The sequence below is a fragment of the Ruegeria haliotis genome (assembly GCF_013377785.1).
In the GTDB taxonomy this organism is placed as follows: Bacteria; Pseudomonadota; Alphaproteobacteria; order Rhodobacterales; family Rhodobacteraceae; genus Ruegeria; species Ruegeria haliotis.
In genome coordinates, this window is record NZ_JABXWT010000002.1 from 249,220 (window position 1) to 269,504 (window position 20,285).

Genomic DNA, 20,285 nt, shown 5'->3' on the forward strand with positions numbered 1-20,285 from the left:
GCCTCTTCCAATGCCGTGCTCGTCGTCGCGCCATCTGTCGCAGCACTGATCTTGCTGGCGCGTTTGGAACGGGATGTCCCCTTGACGCTGCCGCACAAGCCTGAGCATGTATGTCCCGACATTATACCGTGGCCTAAGGCTGCATCGCCAGCCTGAAATGCCCAAGCCGAGATAAGTGCCCAAATGCTGCTGCTGATCGACAACTACGACTCGTTTACCTACAACCTGGTACATTATTTAGGCGAACTTGGTGCCGAAATGGTCATTCGCCGTAATGATGCACTGGATGTGCAAGAAGCGATGGCCATGAACCCGGCTGGAATCCTGCTCAGCCCTGGCCCCTGTGACCCTGATCAGGCCGGAATTTGCCTGGCGCTGACGGAAGCCGCGGCCGAGACGAAAACGCCACTGTTGGGCGTTTGCCTTGGACACCAGACCATTGGACAGGTGTTTGGCGGTAACGTCATTCGCTGCCACGAGATCGTCCATGGCAAGATGGGCATGATGCACCACACAGGTAAAGGCGTGTTCGCTGGCCTGCCGTCGCCTTTCGAGGCAACGCGATATCATTCTTTGATCGTTGAACGCGAAACGCTGCCCGACTGTTTGGAAATCACGGCCGAACTGGAAGATGGCACCATCATGGGCCTGCAACACAAAGAGTTGCCAATGCACGGTGTCCAGTTTCATCCCGAATCCATCGCATCCGAGCATGGCCACGCCCTGCTGAAGAACTTCCTGCAAGAATTGAAAGTCCCCGCATGAGTGACGCGCTAAAGCCGCTGATCGGAACCGCAGCCGACCGCCCCCTGACCCGTGCCGAAGCAGAGCAGGCCTTTGGTATTCTGTTTAACGGCGAAGCCACGCCCAGCCAGATCGGCGGTTTGCTGATGGCGATGCGTACGCGCGGTGAAACGGTTGATGAATATGCCGCTGCCGCCGCAGTAATGCGCGCCAAGTGCAATGCGGTAAACGCACCCGTGGGTGCGATTGATATCGTCGGAACGGGCGGTGATGGTAAAGGTACGCTGAACATCTCGACCGCGACGGCCTTTGTCGTTGCTGGCGCAGGTGTCACGGTCGCCAAGCATGGCAACCGCAACCTGAGCTCCAAATCTGGCGCGGCGGATGCGTTGGGTCAGATGGGCATCAACGTGATGGTTGGACCACAAACCGTTGAAAGGGCGCTAAAAGACGTTGGTATCGGCTTTATGATGGCACCGATGCACCATCCAGCTATCGCCCATGTCATGCCCTCACGGCAAGAGCTGGGAACGCGCACGATTTTCAACATTCTTGGTCCGTTGACCAACCCAGCGGGCGTCAAACGCCAGCTAACCGGCGCCTTCAGTCGCGAGTTGATCCGCCCCATGGCGGAAACGCTGGACTTGCTGGGGGCCGAGCGCGCCTGGCTGGTTCACGGATCGGATGGAACGGACGAATTGACCATCACCGGGGTCAGTTGGGTGGCGGCCTTGGAAAACGGCACCGTCAAGGATGTCGAGTTGCACCCCGAGGATGCGGGCCTGCCCGTGCATCCGTTCGAGGACATTCTCGGCGGTACACCAGAGGAAAATGCAATTGCCTTCCGCGCCCTTTTGGATGGCGCACCCTCGGCTTATCGCGACGCAGTGTTACTGAATTCAGCGGCAGCGCTGGTTGTTGCTGACGCAGCAAGTGATTTACGCGAAGGCGTCGCAAAAGCCGCCGAGAGCATCGACAGCGGCAAGGCCAAAGATAAGATCACCGCCCTCGCCCGCATGACACAGGAAGCCGCATGACCGAGACCGTTCTGGACAAAATCAAAGCCTACAAACTGGAAGAAGTCGCGGCTGACAAAGCACGTAAGCCTTTGGAAACGCTGGAGAGCGAAGCCAGAGGCGCCCCCGAGGTGCGTGGCTTTGCCAAGGCATTGCAGACCGCATCACGACAGGGCTATGGGCTGATTGCCGAGGTCAAGAAAGCCAGCCCAAGCAAAGGGTTGATCCGTCCGGACTTTGATCCGCCCGAATTGGCCAAAGCCTATGAAGAAGGCGGCGCGGCTTGTCTGTCTGTCCTGACCGACACACCCAGCTTTCAGGGCGCCAAAGAATACCTGACACAGGCCCGCGCCGCGACAACGTTGCCCGCGCTTCGCAAGGATTTCATGTACGATCCCTATCAGGTGGTCGAAGCCCGCGCGTTGGGGGCGGATTGCATACTGATCATCATGGCATCGGTCGAGGATGATCAGGCCGCCGAACTGGAGCAGACAGCGTTTGACTGGGGCATGGACGTTCTGATCGAAGTTCATGACGAAGCGGAACTGGAGCGTGCTGCGCAACTGAAAAGCCCGTTGATCGGCATAAACAACCGCAATCTCAAGACGTTCGAGACCACTCTTGATACGACACGGCGGTTGTCAAAACTGGTTCCGGGCGACCGAACCATTGTGTGCGAAAGCGGTCTGAGCAAACCCGAAGATCTATCCGATATTGCCCGCTATGGCGCGCGTTGCTTTCTGATTGGCGAAAGCCTCATGCGGCAGGACGATGTGGCCTCGGCCACGCGCCACCTGCTGGCCAATCCTCTGATCCCCGGAGTGATGTGATGCCGCTGACCCATTTCGACGCGCAAGGCCAGGCGCATATGGTGGATGTCTCGGACAAAGCGATTACGGATCGTGTCGCTGTGGCAGCCGCTCATATCAAAATGGCCCGCGAGACCTTTGACATTATTTCCGAAGGTCGCGCCAAGAAAGGTGATGTCTTGGGGGTCGCACGCTTGGCAGGCATCATGGGCGCCAAGAAAACACCCGACCTTATTCCGCTCTGCCACCCTTTGCCAGTGACAAAGGTTTCGGTAGAGCTTTCGCTGGACCCGGATCTCCCCGGTGTACAGATCGAGGCCACCGTTAAAACCTCCGGCCAAACAGGCGTAGAGATGGAAGCGCTGACCGCAGCATCAACGGCGGCGTTGACAGTGTATGACATGACCAAAGCCGTCGATAAAGCCATGGAGATCGGCGGCCTGCGTGTTCTCCTGAAGGATGGCGGAAAATCAGGACGTTACGAAGCAAAATGATCAGCGTAAATGACGCACGTGAGCTGCTTTTTGATCTGGTCGCACCTCTTCCTGCTGAACACACTCCACTGGCGAAATCCGCCGGTCGTGTTCTGGCACAGGACGTTGTCGCCACCCGGAATCAGCCCCCGTTCGCCGCATCGTCAATGGATGGTTATGCGGTAAAGGCAGCCGAAGTCGAACGGCACGCGATGTTCAAGATCGTCGGTGAATCTGCGGCCGGGCGACGGTTTGACGGATCGGTCGGACCCGGTCAGGCCGTTCGCATCTTTACTGGCGCACCCGTTCCTGAAGGCGCTGATTTCGTTGTCATTCAGGAAGATACCGAAAGGCGCGGCGATCTGATCACAATCACCGACGCCCCCGGCCCCAAAGTCAATATACGGCCGACAGGTGTTGATTTCACCAAAGGCACGACTATCTCGGCGCCCCGCCTGATCCGCGCAGAAGATGTGGCGCTGATGGCTGCGATGAATATCCCGCAGGTACCGGTTACCCAGAGGCCGGAAATCGCACTGATCTCGACAGGAGACGAACTGGTCATGCCCGGTGAAACGCCCGGCCCTGACCAGATCATCGCATCGAACACCTTCGGATTGCAGGCATTGCTGGAAGATCTCGGAGCCCGTGTTCGCATCCTGCCTATTGCACAGGACACAGTGTCTTCACTGGAAACCGCCTTTGATCTGGCCCGGGGTGCTGATCTGGTGGTGACAATCGGTGGGGCGTCGGTGGGCGATTACGACCTGGTTTCGGACGTTTCACACGGTCTGGGGATGGAGCGGTCATTCTACAAAATCCGCATGCGCCCGGGCAAACCGCTGATGGCGGGCCGTTTGGGTGATGCGGCAATGGTCGGCCTGCCCGGAAATCCGGTGAGTGCGATGGTGTGCGGATATCTGTTTCTGGCCCCGATGGTGCGGCGAATGTTGGGGCTGGATCAAGTCCTGACTTCGTTTCAGCGCGCCAAGCTGACCGAACCACTGCCCGCCAACGGCCCGCGCGAGCATTACATGCGGGCAATACTGGATGAAAACGGCATCCGCGCATGTCCGGATCAGGACAGCTCATTGCTGAGTGTGCTGGCCGAGGCGAACGCGCTTTTGGTACGTCCGCCACAGGATTCCACGCAAAAGACCGGGGATGAGGTTCTGTACCTCCCTCTCTAAAGCTCATGCAAATCAGTTGACACAAAACGTGAACATGCGTAGAACAAAAGAAAACGCATGAGCGACGAGGTGTGAGCGATGCTGACCAAGAAGCAATTGGATTTGCTGGAATTCATCCACAAACGCGTGCAGGCGGACGGTGTTCCGCCCAGTTTCGACGAAATGAAGACCGCGCTGGACCTGCGATCGAAATCCGGCATCCACCGGTTGATCACCGCACTGGAAGAACGCGGCTTCATCCGGCGTCTCGCACACCGCGCCCGCGCCATCGAGATTGTGAAGCTACCCGAAAGCTTGGGCGGCGAGCCGACCGTCGGGTTTAACCCGCGCGTTATCGAAGGCGACAAGCCGACCGGATCACGTCCGGCGAATTTCGAACCGGTCTCGGTTGATGCGATGGAATTACCCGTGATGGGCCGGATCGCTGCGGGTGTCCCGATCGAAGCGATCAGCCATGTCTCTCATCAGGTTGCCGTACCCGGACCGATGGTATCTGGTCAGGGCCAACACTATGCGCTGGAGGTTCAAGGGGACTCGATGATTGATGCCGGGATCAATGACGGTGACGTGGTCGTTATCCGCGAAACGTCTGTTGCGGATAATGGTGACATCGTAGTCGCACTGGTCGAAGATCAGGAAGCCACTCTGAAACGGTTCTTCCGTCGCGGTCACGCCATCGCGTTGGAAGCGGCGAACCCAGCCTATGAAACGCGCGTTCTGCCCGAAGATAAGGTCAAGGTTCAGGGACGGCTGGTGGGTCTGATCCGCACTTATTGATTCCGTTCGGACCGGCGGTCCCCGAAGTGTTTCGGGGACCAAAGCCGATAACCGGTCATCTCGGCGCTGGTTGTCATCTGCCCATCTGAAAAAGACAGGCTGCCGGTCTCAAGCAACCGGTCGGGGTCGAACACCCCGCATTTGCCTTTCAGGTCCACAGCGACTGCGGACACGATGATCTGGTTCTCGTAGCATTCATCAAAAACGCGCGCTGCGCGCTTTCCGGTCAGGTGAATCAGCTCCTTATCGTTCAAGCTAAACCGCTGGACAACGCCCGTGTCCTGCGGCCACCGAAGGGCCGCTTGCGTTTGGTCCACGCCGTCGCCATCGTTTTCCAGCCAGACTGTCGCGACAAATCCGCTGCCTTTCTTCTTGCTCAATGCACGGCCTTCATCTGTCATGACACCCACAAGGCCACCGGATGCGGCCACCAGCACTTTCGGACGATGCCCCGAGTCCCACAACAGAAAGGCCGCAAGGACTGGCACAACACCAACCCATCTCAAACGACCCTGCCACAGCGCGAGCGACAACGCCCCCAGCGCGATGAGCGGAAGCACAAACCACGGCGGGCTGACCACAAATCCTTGCGCCCCATCCAATCCCGACACCCAGTCAGACACGGACAGAATCCAGCGCAATCCAATGCCCATGACGGTCAATCCAATCGCTTCTAGACCGAAAGGCGCCAACAGCGCCGCGACAACGGCAGCCGGAACAACAATTGTCCCCATGACGGGCACAGACAGAACATTCGCAAGCAGCCCATAATGGGACATCGTATTGAAATGTGCCGCCCCAATCGGGGCGGTCGCCAGCCCGGCGATAGCCGAAGACAACAGCACTCCGGCAACAGGTTTCAGCCAGTTTGGACCGGGTATGGGGCCCAGATCCCGCAGGGCACCGAAGATGGCCACCAGAGCCGTTGTCGCGGCAAACGACATCTGGAACCCCGGGCTGAGCAAAGATTCAGGGCGCAGGAACAGCACGATCCAAGCCGCAACAGCGACGGCTCGCAATGATATTGCGCGTCGGTCGATCAGCACGGCGCCCAACATGACGCTGACCATGACAAAAGCCCGCTCGGTGGCGACGTTGCCGCCTGACAGCATCAGATAAATGACGGCCGCCACCAATGCGCAGACCGCAGCCACCTTACGTACAGGAACACGCAACGCCAGTGCCGGGACCGCAGACAGACCGATCCGGACGGTTACAAATATGAAGCCGGTCAACAAGCCCATATGCAGGCCCGAGATTGCGAGCAGGTGAGCCAGGTTCGACGCCCGTAACCCATTCAGGGCCGCCTGCCCCATGCCGCTGCGATCTCCGGTCGTGACGGCGGCAGCAAAACCGCCCACTTCACCCGGAAGAACATCGCGAACCCTCTGCGAAATCGCCATACGCCAAGCCGTGACCCGGACACCCTTGGTCCCATCCCGAGCCGGCGCAACGGTTACGATGGGCACGCGCGTGTACCCCACAGCGCCCAGACGCTGAAACCATGCATGACGGCGGAAATCAAAGCCACCGGGTTCAACCGGACCTTGCGGAGGTGACAGATGCGCAGTCGTCATGATCCGTTGGCCTGGTGTGATCAGGCCCGCGTCACCATGAACGGAAAGACGGATGCGCTGCGGTCTGCGGTCCTGAGGCACGTCCCCTATCCGCACCTGGTCCAGCGTCAATCGCAGCGCATCCGAGGCAGAGCGGTCCATGGCAACGACCCTCCCCTCGACAGGTCCGTAGTAACGCCAGGACAGTACGGGCTCTGCCACCATATGGGCGCGCGCACCTGCCAGTATGAACCCGGCAACGACCAGCGCCCCCCCCATTGCCAACGATCCCCATCCTTGCGACAGCACGCGGCACAAGCTGATCAGCATGATCCCCAAGCAGGCGAGACCAGCATAAACCGGCCAGTCTGGCTCAAACCGCAGACCAAAATAAAGGCCGATCCCGACGGCCAGACAGACCGGCGACCACGGAAACAAATACCCGGTCTGGTTCAGCAGCGCGGTCTCGATCCGTGCAAGAACACGCATGGTTGCCCCCGTCCTTCGGGCTCGTTAGACAGGCGCCAAACTATGCCCTTTGCGGTTACCAAAAGGTTAATCAACACAATGTCCGATCAGGTCGTCACCCGCTTTGCCCCCTCTCCCACCGGATTTCTGCATATCGGTGGCGCGCGCACTGCGCTGTTCAACTGGCTTTATGCGCGTGGCCGTGGCGGCAAGTTTCTGCTGCGGATCGAAGACACCGACCGCGAAAGGTCAACCCCCGAAGCCACAGCAGCCATCTTGCAAGGGATGGAGTGGCTTGGGCTTGATCACGACGGTGATGTGACCTCTCAATTCGAGGGTGCGGCACGTCACGCCGAGGTGGCGCAACAGTTGCTGGCCGAGGGCAAAGCCTACAAGTGCTTCGCGACCCAAGATGAAATTGCCGCGTTCCGCGAGCAAGCGAAGGCGGAGGGCAAATCCACCCTGTTCCGCAGCCCTTGGCGGGATGCTGACCCTACCAGCCATCCGGACGCCCCATTCGCCATTCGCATCAAAGCACCGCAAGATGGCATCACCGTGATCAAAGATCAGGTCCAGGGTGACGTCACCATCCGAAATGATCAACTGGACGACATGATCCTGCTGCGCTCGGACGGCACGCCCGTCTACATGCTTGCCGTGGTGGTCGACGACCATGACATGGGCGTCACACATGTGATCCGGGGCGACGATCACCTCAACAACGCCGCACGTCAGATGATGATCTATGAGGCGATGGGCTGGAACGTCCCGGTTTGGGCCCATATTCCGTTGATTCACGGACCAGACGGCAAGAAGCTCAGTAAGCGTCACGGTGCCTTGGGCGCTCAGGAATATCAGGCGATGGGCTATCCCGCCGCAGGCATGCGCAACTATCTAGCGCGTCTGGGTTGGAGCCACGGGGACGACGAATTCTTTACCGATAGCCAAGCCAAGGAGTGGTTCGACCTGGATGGAATCGGCAAAAGCCCGGCGCGTTTCGATCTAAAAAAGCTGGAAAACCTGTGCGGACAGCATGCCGCAATCTCGGATGATGCCGCATTGCGGCATGAGATCGAAGGATATTTGGCCGCAGCCGGGCTTCCACTTCTCACGCAGACACAATCTGGTGATCTGGAACGTGCGATGTATTGCCTCAAGGATCGCGCCCGCACTTTCCCGGAACTGCTTGAAAAAGCGCATTTTGTCCTGACAGAACGTCCCATCGTCCCCGACGAAAAGGCGGCAAAGGCCCTGGCTTCTGTATCCGACGGTATACTGGAAGAATTGACGCCGCAGTTGCAAAATGCTAGCTGGTCCCGAAGCGAACTGGAGGAGGCCCTGAATTCCTTTGCCGAGGCAAGGGGACTCAAGTTCGGCAAACTGGCAGGCCCGCTTCGGGCTGCTTTGGCAGGCCGGGCCGTTACTCCTTCGGTTTTTGACATGATGCTTGTGCTGGGTCAGGACGAAACCCTGGCGCGGCTTTCTGAGGCAGCGAAGTAAACCCAATCTTCATAGTCGGGTAACGCTGCTCCGCTAACACCCGGACTGCGCGTCAAGGCGCAGCCGTTGCCCGCAAGGTCGGACAGCGATCCGATCTGCGCATGAATGAAGAAGGGACAACTATGACTGATAGCAACAAAACAGCCACTTTGACTGTTCATGGCAAAGACTATGAGTTGCCGGTTCATTCTCCGACCGCTGGACCTGATGTTGTCGACATCCGCAAGCTGTATAGCGAAGCGGGTGTGTTTACGTATGACCCGGGCTTCACCTCGACCGCCAGTTGCGACAGCACCATCACCTATATCGATGGTGAAAAGGGCGAGTTGCTGCACCGCGGATATCCGATTGATCAATTGGCAGGGAAATCTCATTTCCTCGAAGTCTGCTACCTGCTGCTGTACGGCGAGCTGCCGGTCGCCAAGGATCTGGAAAAATTCGAATCCACGATCACCCATCACACTATGCTGCATGAACAGATGCAGTATTTTTATCGCGGCTTCCGCCGGGATGCGCACCCGATGGCAATCATGGTCGGTGTTGTGGGTGCAATGTCAGCGTTCTATCACGATTCGACCGATATCTCGGACCCGCATCAGCGTGAGGTCGCCTCGCACCGTTTGATCGCCAAGATGCCGACCATCGCGGCCTGGGCCTTTAAGTATCACATCGGTCAGCCGTTCATCTATCCACGCAATGATATGGATTATGCGTCCAACTTCTTGCGCATGTGCTTTGCCGTTCCGGCCGAAGATTACGAAGTGAATCCCATCCTGAGCCGTGCGATGGATCGGATTTTCACCCTGCACGCAGATCACGAACAGAATGCGTCAACATCGACCGTGCGTTTGGCCTCATCCTCGGGTGCAAACCCATTCGCGGCAATTGCCGCTGGCATCGCCTGTCTTTGGGGCCCCGCCCATGGTGGCGCCAACCAGGCATGCCTGGAAATGCTGGAAGAGATCGGCACCGTTGACCGCATCCCCGAGTACATCGATCGCGCCAAGGACAAGAGTGATCCGTTCCGCCTGATGGGCTTTGGCCACCGGGTCTACAAGAACTTTGACCCCCGCGCGAAAGTGATGAAACAGTCGGCGGACGAGGTGCTGGATCTGCTGGGGATTGAAGACAACCCGAAACTGCAGGTCGCCAAGGCGCTTGAGAAACAGGCCCTGGAAGATCCGTATTTTGCCGACAAGAAACTGTTCCCGAACGTGGACTTCTATTCGGGCATCATCCTCGAGGCGATGGGCTTCCCGACCTCGATGTTCACACCGATCTTCGCCCTGTCACGCACCGTCGGCTGGGTCAGCCAGTGGAAAGAGATGATCGCCGATCCTCAAAACAAGATCGGTCGCCCTCGTCAGCTGTATCTGGGCGAAACAAACCGCGATTATGTCGATATCGAAAATCGCTGATCGCAAACGGACAAAGCACAAACGCCCCGGATTCTCCGGGGCGTTTTTTTGTCAGAACAGGCTGAGTTGATCGCCGGCCTGCGGTGGCTTTGTAAACAAATCACATCGCAGCGGCTCCGAATGCGTGTCCAGCCCCAAACGCTTTACTGCCAGCTTGAACCGTTTGGCGATCATCTGGGCATATTCGCCCTCACCCCGCATTCTATGTCCCCAGCGTGGATCATATTCCCGCCCACCATGCATCTCGCGCAACTGAGACATGACCTTTTCCGCCCGCGCAGGTTCATGTGTTGCCAACCACTCCTGCCACAGCTGCGATACCTCCCTTGGCAACCGCAGCATGATCCAGCTGGCCGCATCAGCACCCGCATCCCGTCCGGCCTCCAGCAACTGTTCCAATTCGTGATCGGTCAGGCCCGGTACCACTGGCGAAGTCATCACCCGCACCGGAATGCCAGCCTGTGTCAGGTTACGTATCATGTGTAATCGACGTGCGGGTGACGGCGCGCGAGGCTCCATCCGTCGCGACAGATCGGCATCCAGCGTCGTTAGCGAAACCCCGACCCGCACAAGGCCCCGTCTGGCCATGTCGCTTAGAATCTCCAGATCCCGCTCGATCAATGCCCCCTTGGTAACAATGGCTGCGGGATGGTTGAAACTATTCAACACCTCAAGACAGGACCTTGTGATCAAACGGGATTTCTCGATCGGTTGATAGGGGTCCGTATTTGTCCCCAACGCAATGGGTGCAACCCGGTATGCTTTGGCACAAAGCTCATGGCGCAAAATCTCTGGCGCGTTCGGGCGTGCGATCAGGCGTGTTTCGAAATCCAATCCAGCCGACAATCCGAGATAAGCATGCGTTGGACGGGCAAAGCAGTAGACACACCCATGCTCGCACCCTCGATATGGATTGATCGACCGGTCGAATGGCAAATCCGGCGAACGGTTATAGGTGATCAGGCTGCGCGCGACCTCGTCCCGAACCTCGGTCCGGAGCGGAGGCAGATCCTCATCCCTGTCCCAACCATCATCTGCTGCAACTGTCGCAAACCGCTCGAAGCGGCCAGCATCGTTCGATGCTGTACCTCGACCGCGGATATTGGGATGTCCATTCATTTGTTCGCCTTTTGTTCTTATCTTGAACGTACCCAAAGCAGAGGCAATCTACAAGTCACGCGAGTGCACGGGTCATGGGCCTGCAGAAACGAAGCATAAGTGTGGTGACTTTTCGATTCTGACCGCAACCTGAACCAAATGCAGGATGATCTTGCAGATTATTCCGTCGAGTAACCGCAAATTTTATCATATAGGTCGGTCCCGAAACCGCCGAGGTCGCAATCGTCACAGTCAAACTGCGACGTTTTAGCCAAAACGGAAAAAATGCCACCAAGGGCCGATAGCCCGAACAGCTCAGGGAATACCCCATGTCCGATGAAGAAGACATCGTCCTGTCCGAACTGAACGACGACGAACTTGTCGAGCAAATGTTTGATGATCTTTATGACGGCCTGAAAGAAGAGATCGAAGAAGGCGTGAACATCCTGCTGGAACGCGGATGGACCCCTTATGACATCCTGACCAAGGCACTGGTCGGTGGCATGACGATTGTTGGGCATGACTTCCGCGACGGTATCCTGTTCGTCCCCGAAGTTCTGCTGGCCGCCAATGCCATGAAAGGCGGCATGACGATCCTCAAGCCTTTGCTGGCTGAAACCGGCGCCCCCCGTGTGGGCAAGATGGTTATTGGTACCGTCAAGGGCGACATCCACGATATCGGCAAAAACCTCGTCTCGATGATGATGGAAGGCGCTGGCTTTGAAGTGGTCGATCTGGGTATCAACAACCCAGTCGAGAACTATCTGGAAGCGCTGGAAGCCGAACAGCCCGACATTCTGGGCATGTCCGCCCTGCTGACCACCACGATGCCTTATATGAAAGTCGTGATCGACACGCTGGTTGAACAGGGCCTGCGCGAAGAATATGTTGTTCTGGTTGGCGGTGCGCCGTTGAACGAAGAATTCGGCAAAGCAATCGGCGCGGACGGATATTGCCGCGATGCAGCCGTGGCCGTGGAAATGGCCAAGGATTTCATGTCGCGCAAGCACAATCAGCTAGCGGGCTGACGACACACTTCTGGTGTTATCAGGCCGCTCGTCACCGAGCGGCCTTTTTTGTCTGTGTGTGCAAAAAAACGGGATCACGCCCTTAGGACCAAGGGCTTACTTCGAAGCAGTCGTTTCAGCCAAGTGCACCCAAAGGGGTATTCGAATGCAACAAGACCGTCTTCCGGATGATACCAGTCTGACAACGCAGGGCTATGCCGACAACGGCAGCCATGGCCGTATCTTGTTGTTGGCCTGTGGCGCCCTTGCACGGGAAATCCTGGACCTCAAGAAACGCAACGGCTGGGACCACATGGCGCTTACCTGCCTTCCGGCGATTCTGCATGTGCATCCGGAAAGGATTACGCAGGCAGTCGAAGAGGCGGTGGCCAAACATCGCGATCAGTATGATCAGGTCTTTGTCGTTTACGCCGATTGCGGCACCGGCGGCCTGCTGCAGCAAGCGTGCGAGCGGCTGGGGGTCGAAATGGTCAAAGGCCCGCATTGCTATTCCTTCTTCGAAGGAAATCAGACCTTCGCAGATCATGGCGATGATGAGACCACAGCCTTTTATCTAACCGATTTCCTTGCCCGGCAATTCGACGCTTTCGTGTGGAAACCGCTGGGGTTGGACCGGCACCCACAACTGCGCGACATGTATTTCGGGAATTACACCAAGCTGGTTTATCAAGCCCAGACTGATGATCCGGACCTAACCAATCGCGCCCGTGAGTGTGCGGACCGTATGGGTTTGGCATTCGAGCGGCGCCTGACCGGATACGGGGATCTAGAATCCACTCTGTCCGACTGGGCTAATCGACCGTTCTCAGATTAACTCGTTTGGGATCAAGCGTGTTCCTGAGCCACGTCCCGGATGCGTTCGATCATGGAACGCAGCCCGTTGGACCGTTGTGCAGACAAGTGATCATTCAATCCCAGCCGCGCCAGTTCACCACCTGCATCCACCTTTGGCACCTCGGCCACTGGAAGACCATTGTAGAGCGAACGTAAAACCGCGATCAGCCCACGCACGATCAACGCGTCACTGTCCCCGTCAAACGTGAACACCCCACCGTCGATCATCGGGCGTAACCAGACTTGACTGGCACACCCGTTGACCTTTGTGGCCGGCACTTTGAACGCATCATCCAGCGGCTCCATCGCTTTGCCCTGCTCGATGACGTGGCGGTACCGGTCTTCCCAGTCCTCCAGAAACTCGAAATCCTCGACAATGTCTTCAAAGGCGAGCGTTGCCATGGTGCGGCGGTCCTTCCGTTGCATTCACATTTGTGACCTATGCTGACGATAGGCGCCTGTCCAGTCCCCGGTGTGGCTTTTCAAGGCGAAGAATTTGCGCTAACCCATTGTGTGAATTAGTGCCAAAAGCTGTGGGTCCATGCAAAAATCTCTGTCTTTTCTTTTCGTCGCCGCTTTGACCCTGTCTGCTTGCAACAGCTGGCGTGACTCGCGGGTTAATCCATCAAACTGGTTTGGCTCCAGCACCCCTGCCCCGGTCGCCGCGACCCCGGTGGACGAAGCCAACGCTTTGATCCCTAAACAAAAGAGCGGCACAGGTCTGTTCGCACGTTCCGACGCTGAAGACACAAGCGTTCCGATTGCTAAAATCGACGAACTGCGGATCGATCCGACACCGTCCGGCGCAATTGTCTACGCCTCGGGCACCGCACAGCGCCAAGGCGCTTACAACGCTCAGTTGGTTCCGGTGGCGTCAGAAGAAAACGAGAAGAACGGAGTTTTGGAGTTCACGTTTCGGGTTAACTACCCGAAAAGCCAAACACCGCAAGGGTCCGAGCGTACGCGGATGGTGTCGGATGCCATTAACATCTCGTCACAAGATCTGCAGAGCATACGCCTGGTCCGCGTGGTCGGGCAGCAAAACGCGCTGGAATCGCGACGGCGCTAAGCGACGTTACAAGGCAACAACCTTGACCGCCTGCCCTTTGGCAGCCAGAGCGATCTTGCCTTCACACAGTTTCAGCGCATCCTCGCCAAACACCTCGAACCGCCAACCGGACATCGCAGGAAGCTCTCGTTCTCCGGCCGCGATCTGATCAAGCTCAGAACTTGTGGCAATCAGTTTGGCCGCCACGCCCGAGCTTTCGGTTTTCGATTTCAGCAAAACCCGTAGCAAATCGGCCAGCGCAGGATTGACCTTCAGCTTGTCACGGCTGTTATCAACCGCAGGTAACTGATCGGGTGGGCAGTTCACACCGCGTTTGACCGCACTCAGGATACCATCCGCAATCGCGCCTTTACGCGCCTCTCGCAGCAGCAGGCGCGAGCCGCCCAGATCTGCTGGTGTCTTCGGTTTGGTTGAGGCCAGCTCAATCAGCGCATCATCCTTGAACACGCGATTCCGCGGTACATTGTTCTGCTGCGCATAAGTCTCGCGAAACTTCGCCAGTTCACGGACTACCGCCAGAAACTTGGCCGAGTTCGTTCGGGTCTTTACCCGTTTCCAAGCATCGTCGGGTTGAACATCATAGGTACCAGACTGGGTCAGCGTGCGCAGCTCTTCGGCCACCCAATGGTTGCGCTTGGTTTTTTCCAGTTCAGCCGCGAGATGCTCATACACTTTCCGCAAATGGGTCACATCTGCCAACGCATAAGTTTTTTGCGCATCGGTCAAAGGACGCCGCGACCAATCGGTAAAGCGCGAGGTCTTGTCCACGCCCTGCTTGCAGATCTTGCGAACCAGAGTTTCGTATCCAACTTGCTCACCAAACCCGCAAACCATCGCTGCAACCTGAGTGTCAAACAACGGATTGGGGAAGACCCCGGCTTCGACCCAGAAAATTTCCAGATCCTGCCGGGCGGCGTGGAATACTTTGACCACGCTTTCATTTTTGAACAGCTCATACAGCGGCTCAAGCGACAGGCCATCGGCCAGAGGGTCAACAAGCACCGCGCTGCCCTCATCCTCGGATGGGACCGCCAGCTGTATCAGGCAAAGTTTCGAGTAATATGTCCGTTCGCGCAGAAACTCGGTATCCACGGTGACATAAGGGTAGTCCGCAGCGGCCTTGCAGAATTCGGCCAGCTCTTGCGTCGTCGTCAGGGTTTTCATGCGCCGTACTATTCTTGATCTTGTTTTTGTGACTGCCCGTTGTTCTTACTCATCCCGAGCGATACGGGCGACCATAGGACGAATAACAGGCGCGTGTAAATCACCCACTGACGTTCAGGGCAGCAGAACCGGGGTCTTGTTGCCTTCGGCAAAGCGCCGCAACACGGCCGGATACAGTTTGTGTTCCCATAGCAGAACCCGCGCTGCCAGATCCTCGGGCGTATCGCCCGCTTCGATGTGCACCCGGGCCTGACCCAGAATCGGCCCATCATCCAATGCAGCCGTCACTTCGTGCACGGTGCAGCCATGATCTGCATCCCCTGCCTCGATTGCGCGGGCGTGAGTGTGCAGCCCTTTGTATTTGGGCAATAACGAGGGGTGAATATTCAGCATGCGTCCCTGAAAGCGCGATACGAAATCGCCTGTCAGAACCCGCATGAAGCCCGCCAGACATACGATATCCGGCTTGGCGTCTTGCAGAGGTTTCAACAATTCGGCCTCGAACGCCGCACGATCACCCTTGAAGGGGCGATGATCCACCGCCGCTGTCGGGATGCCTCGACCCGCCGCCTTCTTCAAACCACCCGCCAGTGCATCATTCGACAGGACCAGACAAGGCCGCGCCGGGTGATCGCCAGTCATACTATCGACCAGCGACACCATATTCGATCCGCCTCCGGAAACCAGGATGGCGACGCGCTTGTGGCTCACAACAGCTTGCCCGAATACGCAACCCCGGGCGCGTCCATGACAGAACCGATACGGGCAACGGTTTCACCCAAATCCGACAGCATTTTCGCCAGTTCATCGGCGCGATCTTCGGCACAGACCACGATCATGCCGATGCCACAGTTGAACGTCTTCAGCATCTCGGCTTCGGCAATCCCACCCGTTTCGGCCATCCAGCCAAAGACCGACGGCAATTCCCAGGCGTTCAGATCGATCTCGGCACCCAGCCCTTCGGGCAGAACGCGCGGCAGGTTCTCGGTCAGACCACCACCCGTGATATGGGCCAGCGCATGCACGCCCCCTGCCCGGATCGCAGCCAAAGCAGGTTTCACATACAGCCGCGTCGGTGTCAGCAGCGCCTCGCCCAATGCTCCGTCGCCAAAGGGTGATGCGGCATCCCAGCCCAAGCCGGACAATTCAACCAGTTTACGCACCAGTGAGTAGCCGTTGGAATGTACCCCGTTCGAGGCTAAGCCCAGCAGTACGTCACCCGCCTGAACGCCATCAGGCAGGACTGCGCCACGTTCCATCGCACCAACCGAGAAGCCGGCCAGATCGAAATCACCATCAGGGTACATGCCCGGCATCTCGGCTGTCTCACCGCCGATCAAGGCACAGCCTGATTGCGCGCAACCTTCGGCAATCCCTTCAATGATCCGCGCAGCAGTGTCCGTGTCCAGCTTTCCGGTGGCAAAATAGTCGAGGAAAAATAGCGGTTCGGCCCCCTGACAGATCAGGTCATTGACGCACATGGCCACCAGATCGATGCCCACACCGTCAACAACGCCCGTATCAATCGCGATCCGCAGTTTGGTGCCTACCCCATCGGTTGCACCAACAAGAATGGGATCGTTGTAGCCAGCAGCCTTGAGGTCGAACAAAGCGCCAAAGCCACCCAGCCCGCTCATCACACCGGGGCGGTTGGTCTTTTTGGCTGCGGGCTTGATCCGGTCGACCAGCGCGTTGCCTGCATCAATATCCACGCCTGCATCGGCATAGGTGATTCCGTTCTTGCCCGCTGTCATGGTCAGTCCCTCATGAGTGCTTTGCGGGCGGGTTAGTCGATTGTGCGCTCTGTTGCAACGGTCAGGCTTGACGCGGGCGTTCACCGTGATACCCAAGGCGCTCAGGCGGGCCTGTAGCTCAATTGGTTAGAGCAGAGCGCTCATAACGCTTTGGTTGGGGGTTCGAGTCCCTCCGGGCCTACCAAAAACCGCAAATTTCCCTTGAAAATCAATACTCGGGTGTCCCACGACGCTGACGGTGTCATGTTTGAGTATATGGAAGATTACCCGTCACTTAAGACGTCCCGTCGGCCTGCAGAATGGCAATGCTAGTAATCCAAAAAATCGTCGACCGTTTCAGATTCCCACCATGGGCTTTGTGTTTCGTAGAATGCATGGGTTCCTGCCGAATTTGGCACGTTTCGGACCCCTACCAAATAGTCTTCGAATTTGATTGGGACCGCCCAATGAGACGCATAAAACAACATAGCGAGGTATTCGTCAGCAGTAGGTTCCAAGATGTCTTCAAGCGGATCGGTGCCATCTATAGGTGGTCCAATGATTTTCTGAAATTCCGCTTGAAAATAGTCAAGAACGTAAGAGCAATATATGACCTGGTTGGCTCTGACCTGCACCGGAATTGGCGCAAGGCCGTCTTCCTCTAGTTTGACATAGTGTTTTAATTCAAATGCCATTCCCTCAATCACTTCGTCCTGCATCCAGTCGCTGCAAGTATCTCCTAGTGCAATGAAACTCGCCATTCTTTCAAATCTTCTGTCTTCGGATTCCCGAGCAAACTGAGTAATTGGAACAAGTGCCGCCAAAGATGTGACGGTCACGATGATTTTCTCGATATTACTAAGTGCAGCCCTAATCATTTTTCTAATCCCTGTGCTTTCAATAAAATTGGGATCAGAATTGCATGCCTACTTAAAATTACAAAATTGCATGCGTTTACCGGCGATAGTCAGAGTTCTATCGACCGATGATGATATCCGCGCACAGCCCGCCCAAACGCTCGCTTTCGGCAAGGCGCAACGTACCACCGTGTGCACGTGCGATATCCGCAACGATTGCCAGACCAAGACCAACGCCGCTGCCCTGATTCTGATTGCGCGCCGGGTCAAGGCGCGTGAAGGGTTTGACTGCCTCGGTGCGCTGTTCCGGCGGGATGCCAGGGCCGTCATCTTCGACTCGAATCCGCAGCGAGTTGGGGTTTAGGGTCAGGCTGACATCCGCCTTATTGCCGTATCGGACCGCATTTCCGATCAGGTTTTCAACGGCCCGTCTGATCGCCGTTGGGCGCAGCGTCACGGTGCCCTGCCCCTCGGCGCAAATCAGTTCGGCGGAATACCCCGCCCGCTTGGCGTCATCTACGATCTGGTTCAGAAATACTTCTGGCTCGACTTCTTCGGGTGCGCTTTCCGCGACCCCACGGGAAAAGTCCAGGAAAGCATCTAAAAGAGACTGCATCTCGATGACATCCTGCTGCAAAGGGGCTGCTTCCTCTTCAGGCAGCATGGACAAACCAAGCTTCAGGCGCGTCAAGGGTGTCCGCAGGTCATGGCTGACCCCGGACAACATGAGGGTGCGTTGCTCCATCTGCCGTTCGATCCGGGACCGCATGTCCAGAAACGCATTGCCTGCCGCGCGCACTTCGACAGCGCCGCCCGGCGCGTAAGGCACGATCCTGCCCCGACCAAAAGCCTGTGCTGCTTTGGCCAGACGCGTGATTGGTCGCAACTGATTGCGCATATAAAAAAACGAAATCGACGTCATGATGATTGCGAAAAACACCATCGTCACGATCAGCTGATGCGGGGCCGCCGGCGAAAGACGCCGCCTATCAAAGCTCAGCTGCAAAACCCCCAGATGCGTCGACAGAAACAGCCGCGCCTCTTGGCTGCTGGGCAGGGCTACGGCCATCAGATCCGGCAATCGCGCGCGCAGCTCGGACTCGACCTGCGGTGCGAGGAAATCGTACCACCGCCGACGACCGATTTCCGGCTCTTCATTGATATCCAGAAAACGGACCTTCATATCGAGCGCGGCCAGATCAGGCCGAACCGCCGCCAATGCCTGTTGCTGCGTTTCCGTCTCGTCCATCACGCCCGTGACAAGATTAACCTCACGCGACACCGTGCGGGTCATCTGCGAGGTGACATCCTCCAAATGCTTCTGAAGGAAGGCAATTCCGACAACCAGCAACAGGACAATCACCGGAAGAACCAGAATCAATGCCGCCCGGACATAAAGGCTGCGAGGCATATAGGGTTTGAGCCAATGCGTGGACATGCGCTAAACCTAGCGGGCTGCCCCGACAAGAGAAAGAGCGCAGAATGCAGGCACCTGACGATTTCGCCCCGCCCCCCGGCCTTGCGGTAGAATTGCAACCGGGGCTGCGGCGTATTTTGGCGCCAAACCCGTCACCCATGACCTATCGCGGCACCAACACCTATCTGTTGGGAACACGCGACATCGCCGTCATCGATCCCGGCCCGCTGAGCGATGTGCATCTTGAGGCGATTCTGGACGCGTTGCAGCCCAGGCAGAGAATCAGCCATGTCATTGTCACCCACAGTCATCTGGACCATTCCCCTCTGGCTGCGCCTTTGGCCACGCGGACCGGGGCGCCGATTTTGGCATTCGGCGGACCAGAGGCAGGGCGCAGCGAGGTCATGTCCCAACTGGCGCAACACGGTTTAGCCGGAGGCGGAGAAGGCATCGACAGCGCGTTTCGCCCAGACACTGAAGTGGCCGATAACGAGGTGATCGACGGCGATGAATGGCAGCTTGAGGTGATCCACACGCCGGGACATCTGGGCAATCACATCGCGCTGGCCTGGGGCGACACCTGTTTCACAGCGGATCACGTGATGGGATGGGCCAGTTCTCTGGTATCTCCACCTGACGGAGATCTGACCGATTTCATGGCAGCTTGTCAGCGACTCAGGGCGCGCGACTGGTCGGTGTTTCACGCAGGACACGGCGCTCCGATCACTGATCCTGCCGGGCGGCTGGACTGGTTGATTCAACACCGGTTGGGAAGAGAGGCCCAAATTCTGTCCGCGTTGGCGGACACACCCGGTTCGGCACGGCAATTGGCCGAGCGTATCTATACTGACACGCCCGCCGCACTCCTGCCTGCGGCTGAGCGCAATGTCTTCGCTCATCTCGTTGATTTAACGGGTAAATCGCGTGTTTCGCCTGATGGTCGCCTTGCGGTGACAACGGTTTTTCATCGGTCTTGATAACCTCGGAAAAAATTTTTCTGAAATCGCGCGCTTCCCCTCTGGACGGCGAAAATCCCGATTGCTATACGGCGCGAACCGTTCCGGCGTAGCTCAGCGGTAGAGCAGTTGACTGTTAATCAATTGGTCGTAGGTTCGATCCCTACCGCCGGAGCCA

At 57.5% G+C, this 20,285-nt stretch carries 20 protein-coding genes and 2 tRNA genes; 14 read left to right on the forward strand and 8 right to left on the reverse strand.

The features are described from left to right. Positions 1–183 precede the first annotated feature (183 nt). From HW561_RS06200 to lexA, 6 genes are all read left to right on the forward strand, one after another. The gene (locus HW561_RS06200) at positions 184–765 is read left to right on the forward strand and encodes an anthranilate synthase component II (RefSeq protein ID WP_176862782.1); all 582 of its coding nucleotides are present in this window, start codon (positions 184–186) and stop codon (positions 763–765) included. Continuing rightward, positions 762–1,781 carry an anthranilate phosphoribosyltransferase gene (gene trpD, locus HW561_RS06205; RefSeq protein ID WP_176862784.1) on the forward strand — a complete coding sequence of 340 codons (1,020 nt, stop codon included), beginning with the start codon at positions 762–764 and terminating at the stop codon, positions 1,779–1,781. Before HW561_RS06200 ends, trpD begins: the two co-directional genes overlap by 4 nt. Beyond that, entirely contained in the window at positions 1,778–2,590 is an 813-nt protein-coding gene (trpC, locus tag HW561_RS06210; RefSeq protein ID WP_176862787.1) for an indole-3-glycerol phosphate synthase TrpC, read from the forward strand. Before trpD ends, trpC begins: the two co-directional genes overlap by 4 nt. Continuing rightward, a complete protein-coding gene (moaC, locus tag HW561_RS06215; RefSeq protein WP_211198538.1) occupies positions 2,590–3,063 on the forward strand; it encodes a cyclic pyranopterin monophosphate synthase MoaC in 474 nt (157 codons plus the stop codon). Before trpC ends, moaC begins: the two co-directional genes overlap by 1 nt. Then, positions 3,060–4,232 carry a molybdopterin molybdotransferase MoeA gene (locus HW561_RS06220; RefSeq protein ID WP_176862792.1) on the forward strand — a complete coding sequence of 391 codons (1,173 nt, stop codon included), beginning with the start codon at positions 3,060–3,062 and terminating at the stop codon, positions 4,230–4,232. Before moaC ends, HW561_RS06220 begins: the two co-directional genes overlap by 4 nt. Before the next feature lie 78 nt (positions 4,233–4,310). Then, a complete protein-coding gene (lexA, locus tag HW561_RS06225) occupies positions 4,311–5,009 on the forward strand; it encodes a transcriptional repressor LexA (RefSeq protein ID WP_176862795.1) in 699 nt (232 codons plus the stop codon). Here lexA and HW561_RS06230 read toward each other — a convergent pair. After that, the gene (locus HW561_RS06230; RefSeq protein WP_176862797.1) at positions 5,003–7,054 is read right to left on the reverse strand and encodes a ComEC/Rec2 family competence protein; all 2,052 of its coding nucleotides are present in this window, start codon (positions 7,052–7,054) and stop codon (positions 5,003–5,005) included. The two genes, lexA and HW561_RS06230, sit on opposite strands and share 7 nt — an antisense overlap. Before the next feature lie 78 nt (positions 7,055–7,132). Here HW561_RS06230 and gltX point away from each other — a divergent pair, with 78 nt between their 5' ends. Continuing rightward, positions 7,133–8,533 carry a glutamate--tRNA ligase gene (gene gltX / locus HW561_RS06235; RefSeq protein WP_176862800.1) on the forward strand — a complete coding sequence of 467 codons (1,401 nt, stop codon included), beginning with the start codon at positions 7,133–7,135 and terminating at the stop codon, positions 8,531–8,533. 122 nt (positions 8,534–8,655) lie between these two features. After that, on the forward strand, positions 8,656–9,951 hold the full coding sequence (gltA, locus tag HW561_RS06240; RefSeq protein WP_176862802.1) for a citrate synthase: 1,296 nt from the start codon (positions 8,656–8,658) through the stop codon (positions 9,949–9,951). Positions 9,952–10,002: 51 nt separating this feature from the next. Here the strand turns inward: gltA and HW561_RS06245 are convergent, their stop codons facing one another. Next, complete coding sequence (locus tag HW561_RS06245; RefSeq protein WP_176862804.1) at positions 10,003–11,070, reverse strand: PA0069 family radical SAM protein; 1,068 nt, start codon at positions 11,068–11,070, stop codon at positions 10,003–10,005. Positions 11,071–11,378: 308 nt separating this feature from the next. Between HW561_RS06245 and HW561_RS06250 the strand changes: the two genes are divergently transcribed. After that, positions 11,379–12,077 (forward strand): corrinoid protein, encoded by a 699-nt coding sequence (locus HW561_RS06250; protein WP_176862807.1) that lies wholly within the window; start codon positions 11,379–11,381, stop codon positions 12,075–12,077. Between the two features lie 145 nt (positions 12,078–12,222). Then, positions 12,223–12,891 (forward strand): DUF1638 domain-containing protein, encoded by a 669-nt coding sequence (locus tag HW561_RS06255; RefSeq protein WP_176862809.1) that lies wholly within the window; start codon positions 12,223–12,225, stop codon positions 12,889–12,891. Positions 12,892–12,902: 11 nt separating this feature from the next. Here HW561_RS06255 and HW561_RS06260 read toward each other — a convergent pair whose 3' ends face one another. Then, the gene (locus tag HW561_RS06260) at positions 12,903–13,313 is read right to left on the reverse strand and encodes a SufE family protein (RefSeq protein ID WP_176863648.1); all 411 of its coding nucleotides are present in this window, start codon (positions 13,311–13,313) and stop codon (positions 12,903–12,905) included. Positions 13,314–13,452: 139 nt separating this feature from the next. Between HW561_RS06260 and HW561_RS06265 the strand changes: the two genes are divergently transcribed. After that, positions 13,453–13,980, forward strand: a complete 528-nt coding sequence (locus HW561_RS06265; RefSeq protein ID WP_176862811.1) for a hypothetical protein — start codon at positions 13,453–13,455, stop codon at positions 13,978–13,980. A 6-nt stretch (positions 13,981–13,986) separates the two neighbouring features. On the opposite strand, the gene rnd is transcribed toward HW561_RS06265, so the two are convergent. The 3 genes from rnd to purM form a co-directional block, all read right to left on the reverse strand. Further along, complete coding sequence (gene rnd / locus HW561_RS06270; RefSeq protein WP_176862813.1) at positions 13,987–15,144, reverse strand: ribonuclease D; 1,158 nt, start codon at positions 15,142–15,144, stop codon at positions 13,987–13,989. Between the two features lie 114 nt (positions 15,145–15,258). Next, entirely contained in the window at positions 15,259–15,855 is a 597-nt protein-coding gene (gene purN, locus HW561_RS06275) for a phosphoribosylglycinamide formyltransferase (RefSeq protein WP_176862815.1), read from the reverse strand. Further along, positions 15,852–16,898 carry a phosphoribosylformylglycinamidine cyclo-ligase gene (gene purM, locus HW561_RS06280; protein ID WP_176862816.1) on the reverse strand — a complete coding sequence of 349 codons (1,047 nt, stop codon included), beginning with the start codon at positions 16,896–16,898 and terminating at the stop codon, positions 15,852–15,854. Before purM ends, purN begins: the two co-directional genes overlap by 4 nt. 107 nt (positions 16,899–17,005) lie before the next feature. Between purM and HW561_RS06285 the strand changes: the two genes are divergently transcribed. Continuing rightward, a tRNA-Ile gene (locus HW561_RS06285) sits at positions 17,006–17,082 on the forward strand. A 124-nt stretch (positions 17,083–17,206) separates the two neighbouring features. Here the strand turns inward: HW561_RS06285 and HW561_RS06290 are convergent. Next, positions 17,207–17,755: a hypothetical protein gene (locus HW561_RS06290; protein ID WP_176862818.1), complete on the reverse strand. Its 549-nt coding sequence runs from the start codon at positions 17,753–17,755 to the stop codon at positions 17,207–17,209. Positions 17,756–17,852: 97 nt separating this feature from the next. Next, the gene (locus tag HW561_RS06295) at positions 17,853–19,172 is read right to left on the reverse strand and encodes an ATP-binding protein (RefSeq protein ID WP_176862820.1); all 1,320 of its coding nucleotides are present in this window, start codon (positions 19,170–19,172) and stop codon (positions 17,853–17,855) included. A 44-nt stretch (positions 19,173–19,216) separates the two neighbouring features. On the opposite strand from HW561_RS06295, the gene HW561_RS06300 reads away from it, so the two are divergent. Both HW561_RS06300 and HW561_RS06305 read left to right on the forward strand, forming a co-directional pair. After that, positions 19,217–20,128 carry an MBL fold metallo-hydrolase gene (locus HW561_RS06300; RefSeq protein ID WP_176862823.1) on the forward strand — a complete coding sequence of 304 codons (912 nt, stop codon included), beginning with the start codon at positions 19,217–19,219 and terminating at the stop codon, positions 20,126–20,128. Positions 20,129–20,210: 82 nt separating this feature from the next. Further along, positions 20,211–20,285 (forward strand) — tRNA-Asn (locus HW561_RS06305).

Bases quoted from the DNA above. Each gene is read 5' to 3' on its own strand.
- HW561_RS06200 (WP_176862782.1), top strand. From the start codon at position 184: ATGCTGCTGCTGATCGACAACTACGACTCGTTTACCTACAACCTGGTA.
- trpD (WP_176862784.1), top strand. From the start codon at position 762: ATGAGTGACGCGCTAAAGCCGCTGATCGGAACCGCAGCCGACCGCCCC.
- trpC (WP_176862787.1), top strand. From the start codon at position 1,778: ATGACCGAGACCGTTCTGGACAAAATCAAAGCCTACAAACTGGAAGAA.
- moaC (WP_211198538.1), top strand. From the start codon at position 2,590: ATGCCGCTGACCCATTTCGACGCGCAAGGCCAGGCGCATATGGTGGAT.
- HW561_RS06220 (WP_176862792.1), top strand. From the start codon at position 3,060: ATGATCAGCGTAAATGACGCACGTGAGCTGCTTTTTGATCTGGTCGCA.
- lexA (WP_176862795.1), top strand. From the start codon at position 4,311: ATGCTGACCAAGAAGCAATTGGATTTGCTGGAATTCATCCACAAACGC.
- HW561_RS06230 (WP_176862797.1), bottom strand. From the start codon at position 7,054: ATGCGTGTTCTTGCACGGATCGAGACCGCGCTGCTGAACCAGACCGGG.
- gltX (WP_176862800.1), top strand. From the start codon at position 7,133: ATGTCCGATCAGGTCGTCACCCGCTTTGCCCCCTCTCCCACCGGATTT.
- gltA (WP_176862802.1), top strand. From the start codon at position 8,656: ATGACTGATAGCAACAAAACAGCCACTTTGACTGTTCATGGCAAAGAC.
- HW561_RS06245 (WP_176862804.1), bottom strand. From the start codon at position 11,070: ATGAATGGACATCCCAATATCCGCGGTCGAGGTACAGCATCGAACGAT.
- HW561_RS06250 (WP_176862807.1), top strand. From the start codon at position 11,379: ATGTCCGATGAAGAAGACATCGTCCTGTCCGAACTGAACGACGACGAA.
- HW561_RS06255 (WP_176862809.1), top strand. From the start codon at position 12,223: ATGCAACAAGACCGTCTTCCGGATGATACCAGTCTGACAACGCAGGGC.
- HW561_RS06260 (WP_176863648.1), bottom strand. From the start codon at position 13,313: ATGGCAACGCTCGCCTTTGAAGACATTGTCGAGGATTTCGAGTTTCTG.
- HW561_RS06265 (WP_176862811.1), top strand. From the start codon at position 13,453: ATGCAAAAATCTCTGTCTTTTCTTTTCGTCGCCGCTTTGACCCTGTCT.
- rnd (WP_176862813.1), bottom strand. From the start codon at position 15,144: ATGAAAACCCTGACGACGACGCAAGAGCTGGCCGAATTCTGCAAGGCC.
- purM (WP_176862816.1), bottom strand. From the start codon at position 16,898: ATGACAGCGGGCAAGAACGGAATCACCTATGCCGATGCAGGCGTGGAT.
- HW561_RS06290 (WP_176862818.1), bottom strand. From the start codon at position 17,755: ATGATTAGGGCTGCACTTAGTAATATCGAGAAAATCATCGTGACCGTC.
- HW561_RS06295 (WP_176862820.1), bottom strand. From the start codon at position 19,172: ATGTCCACGCATTGGCTCAAACCCTATATGCCTCGCAGCCTTTATGTC.
- HW561_RS06300 (WP_176862823.1), top strand. From the start codon at position 19,217: ATGCAGGCACCTGACGATTTCGCCCCGCCCCCCGGCCTTGCGGTAGAA.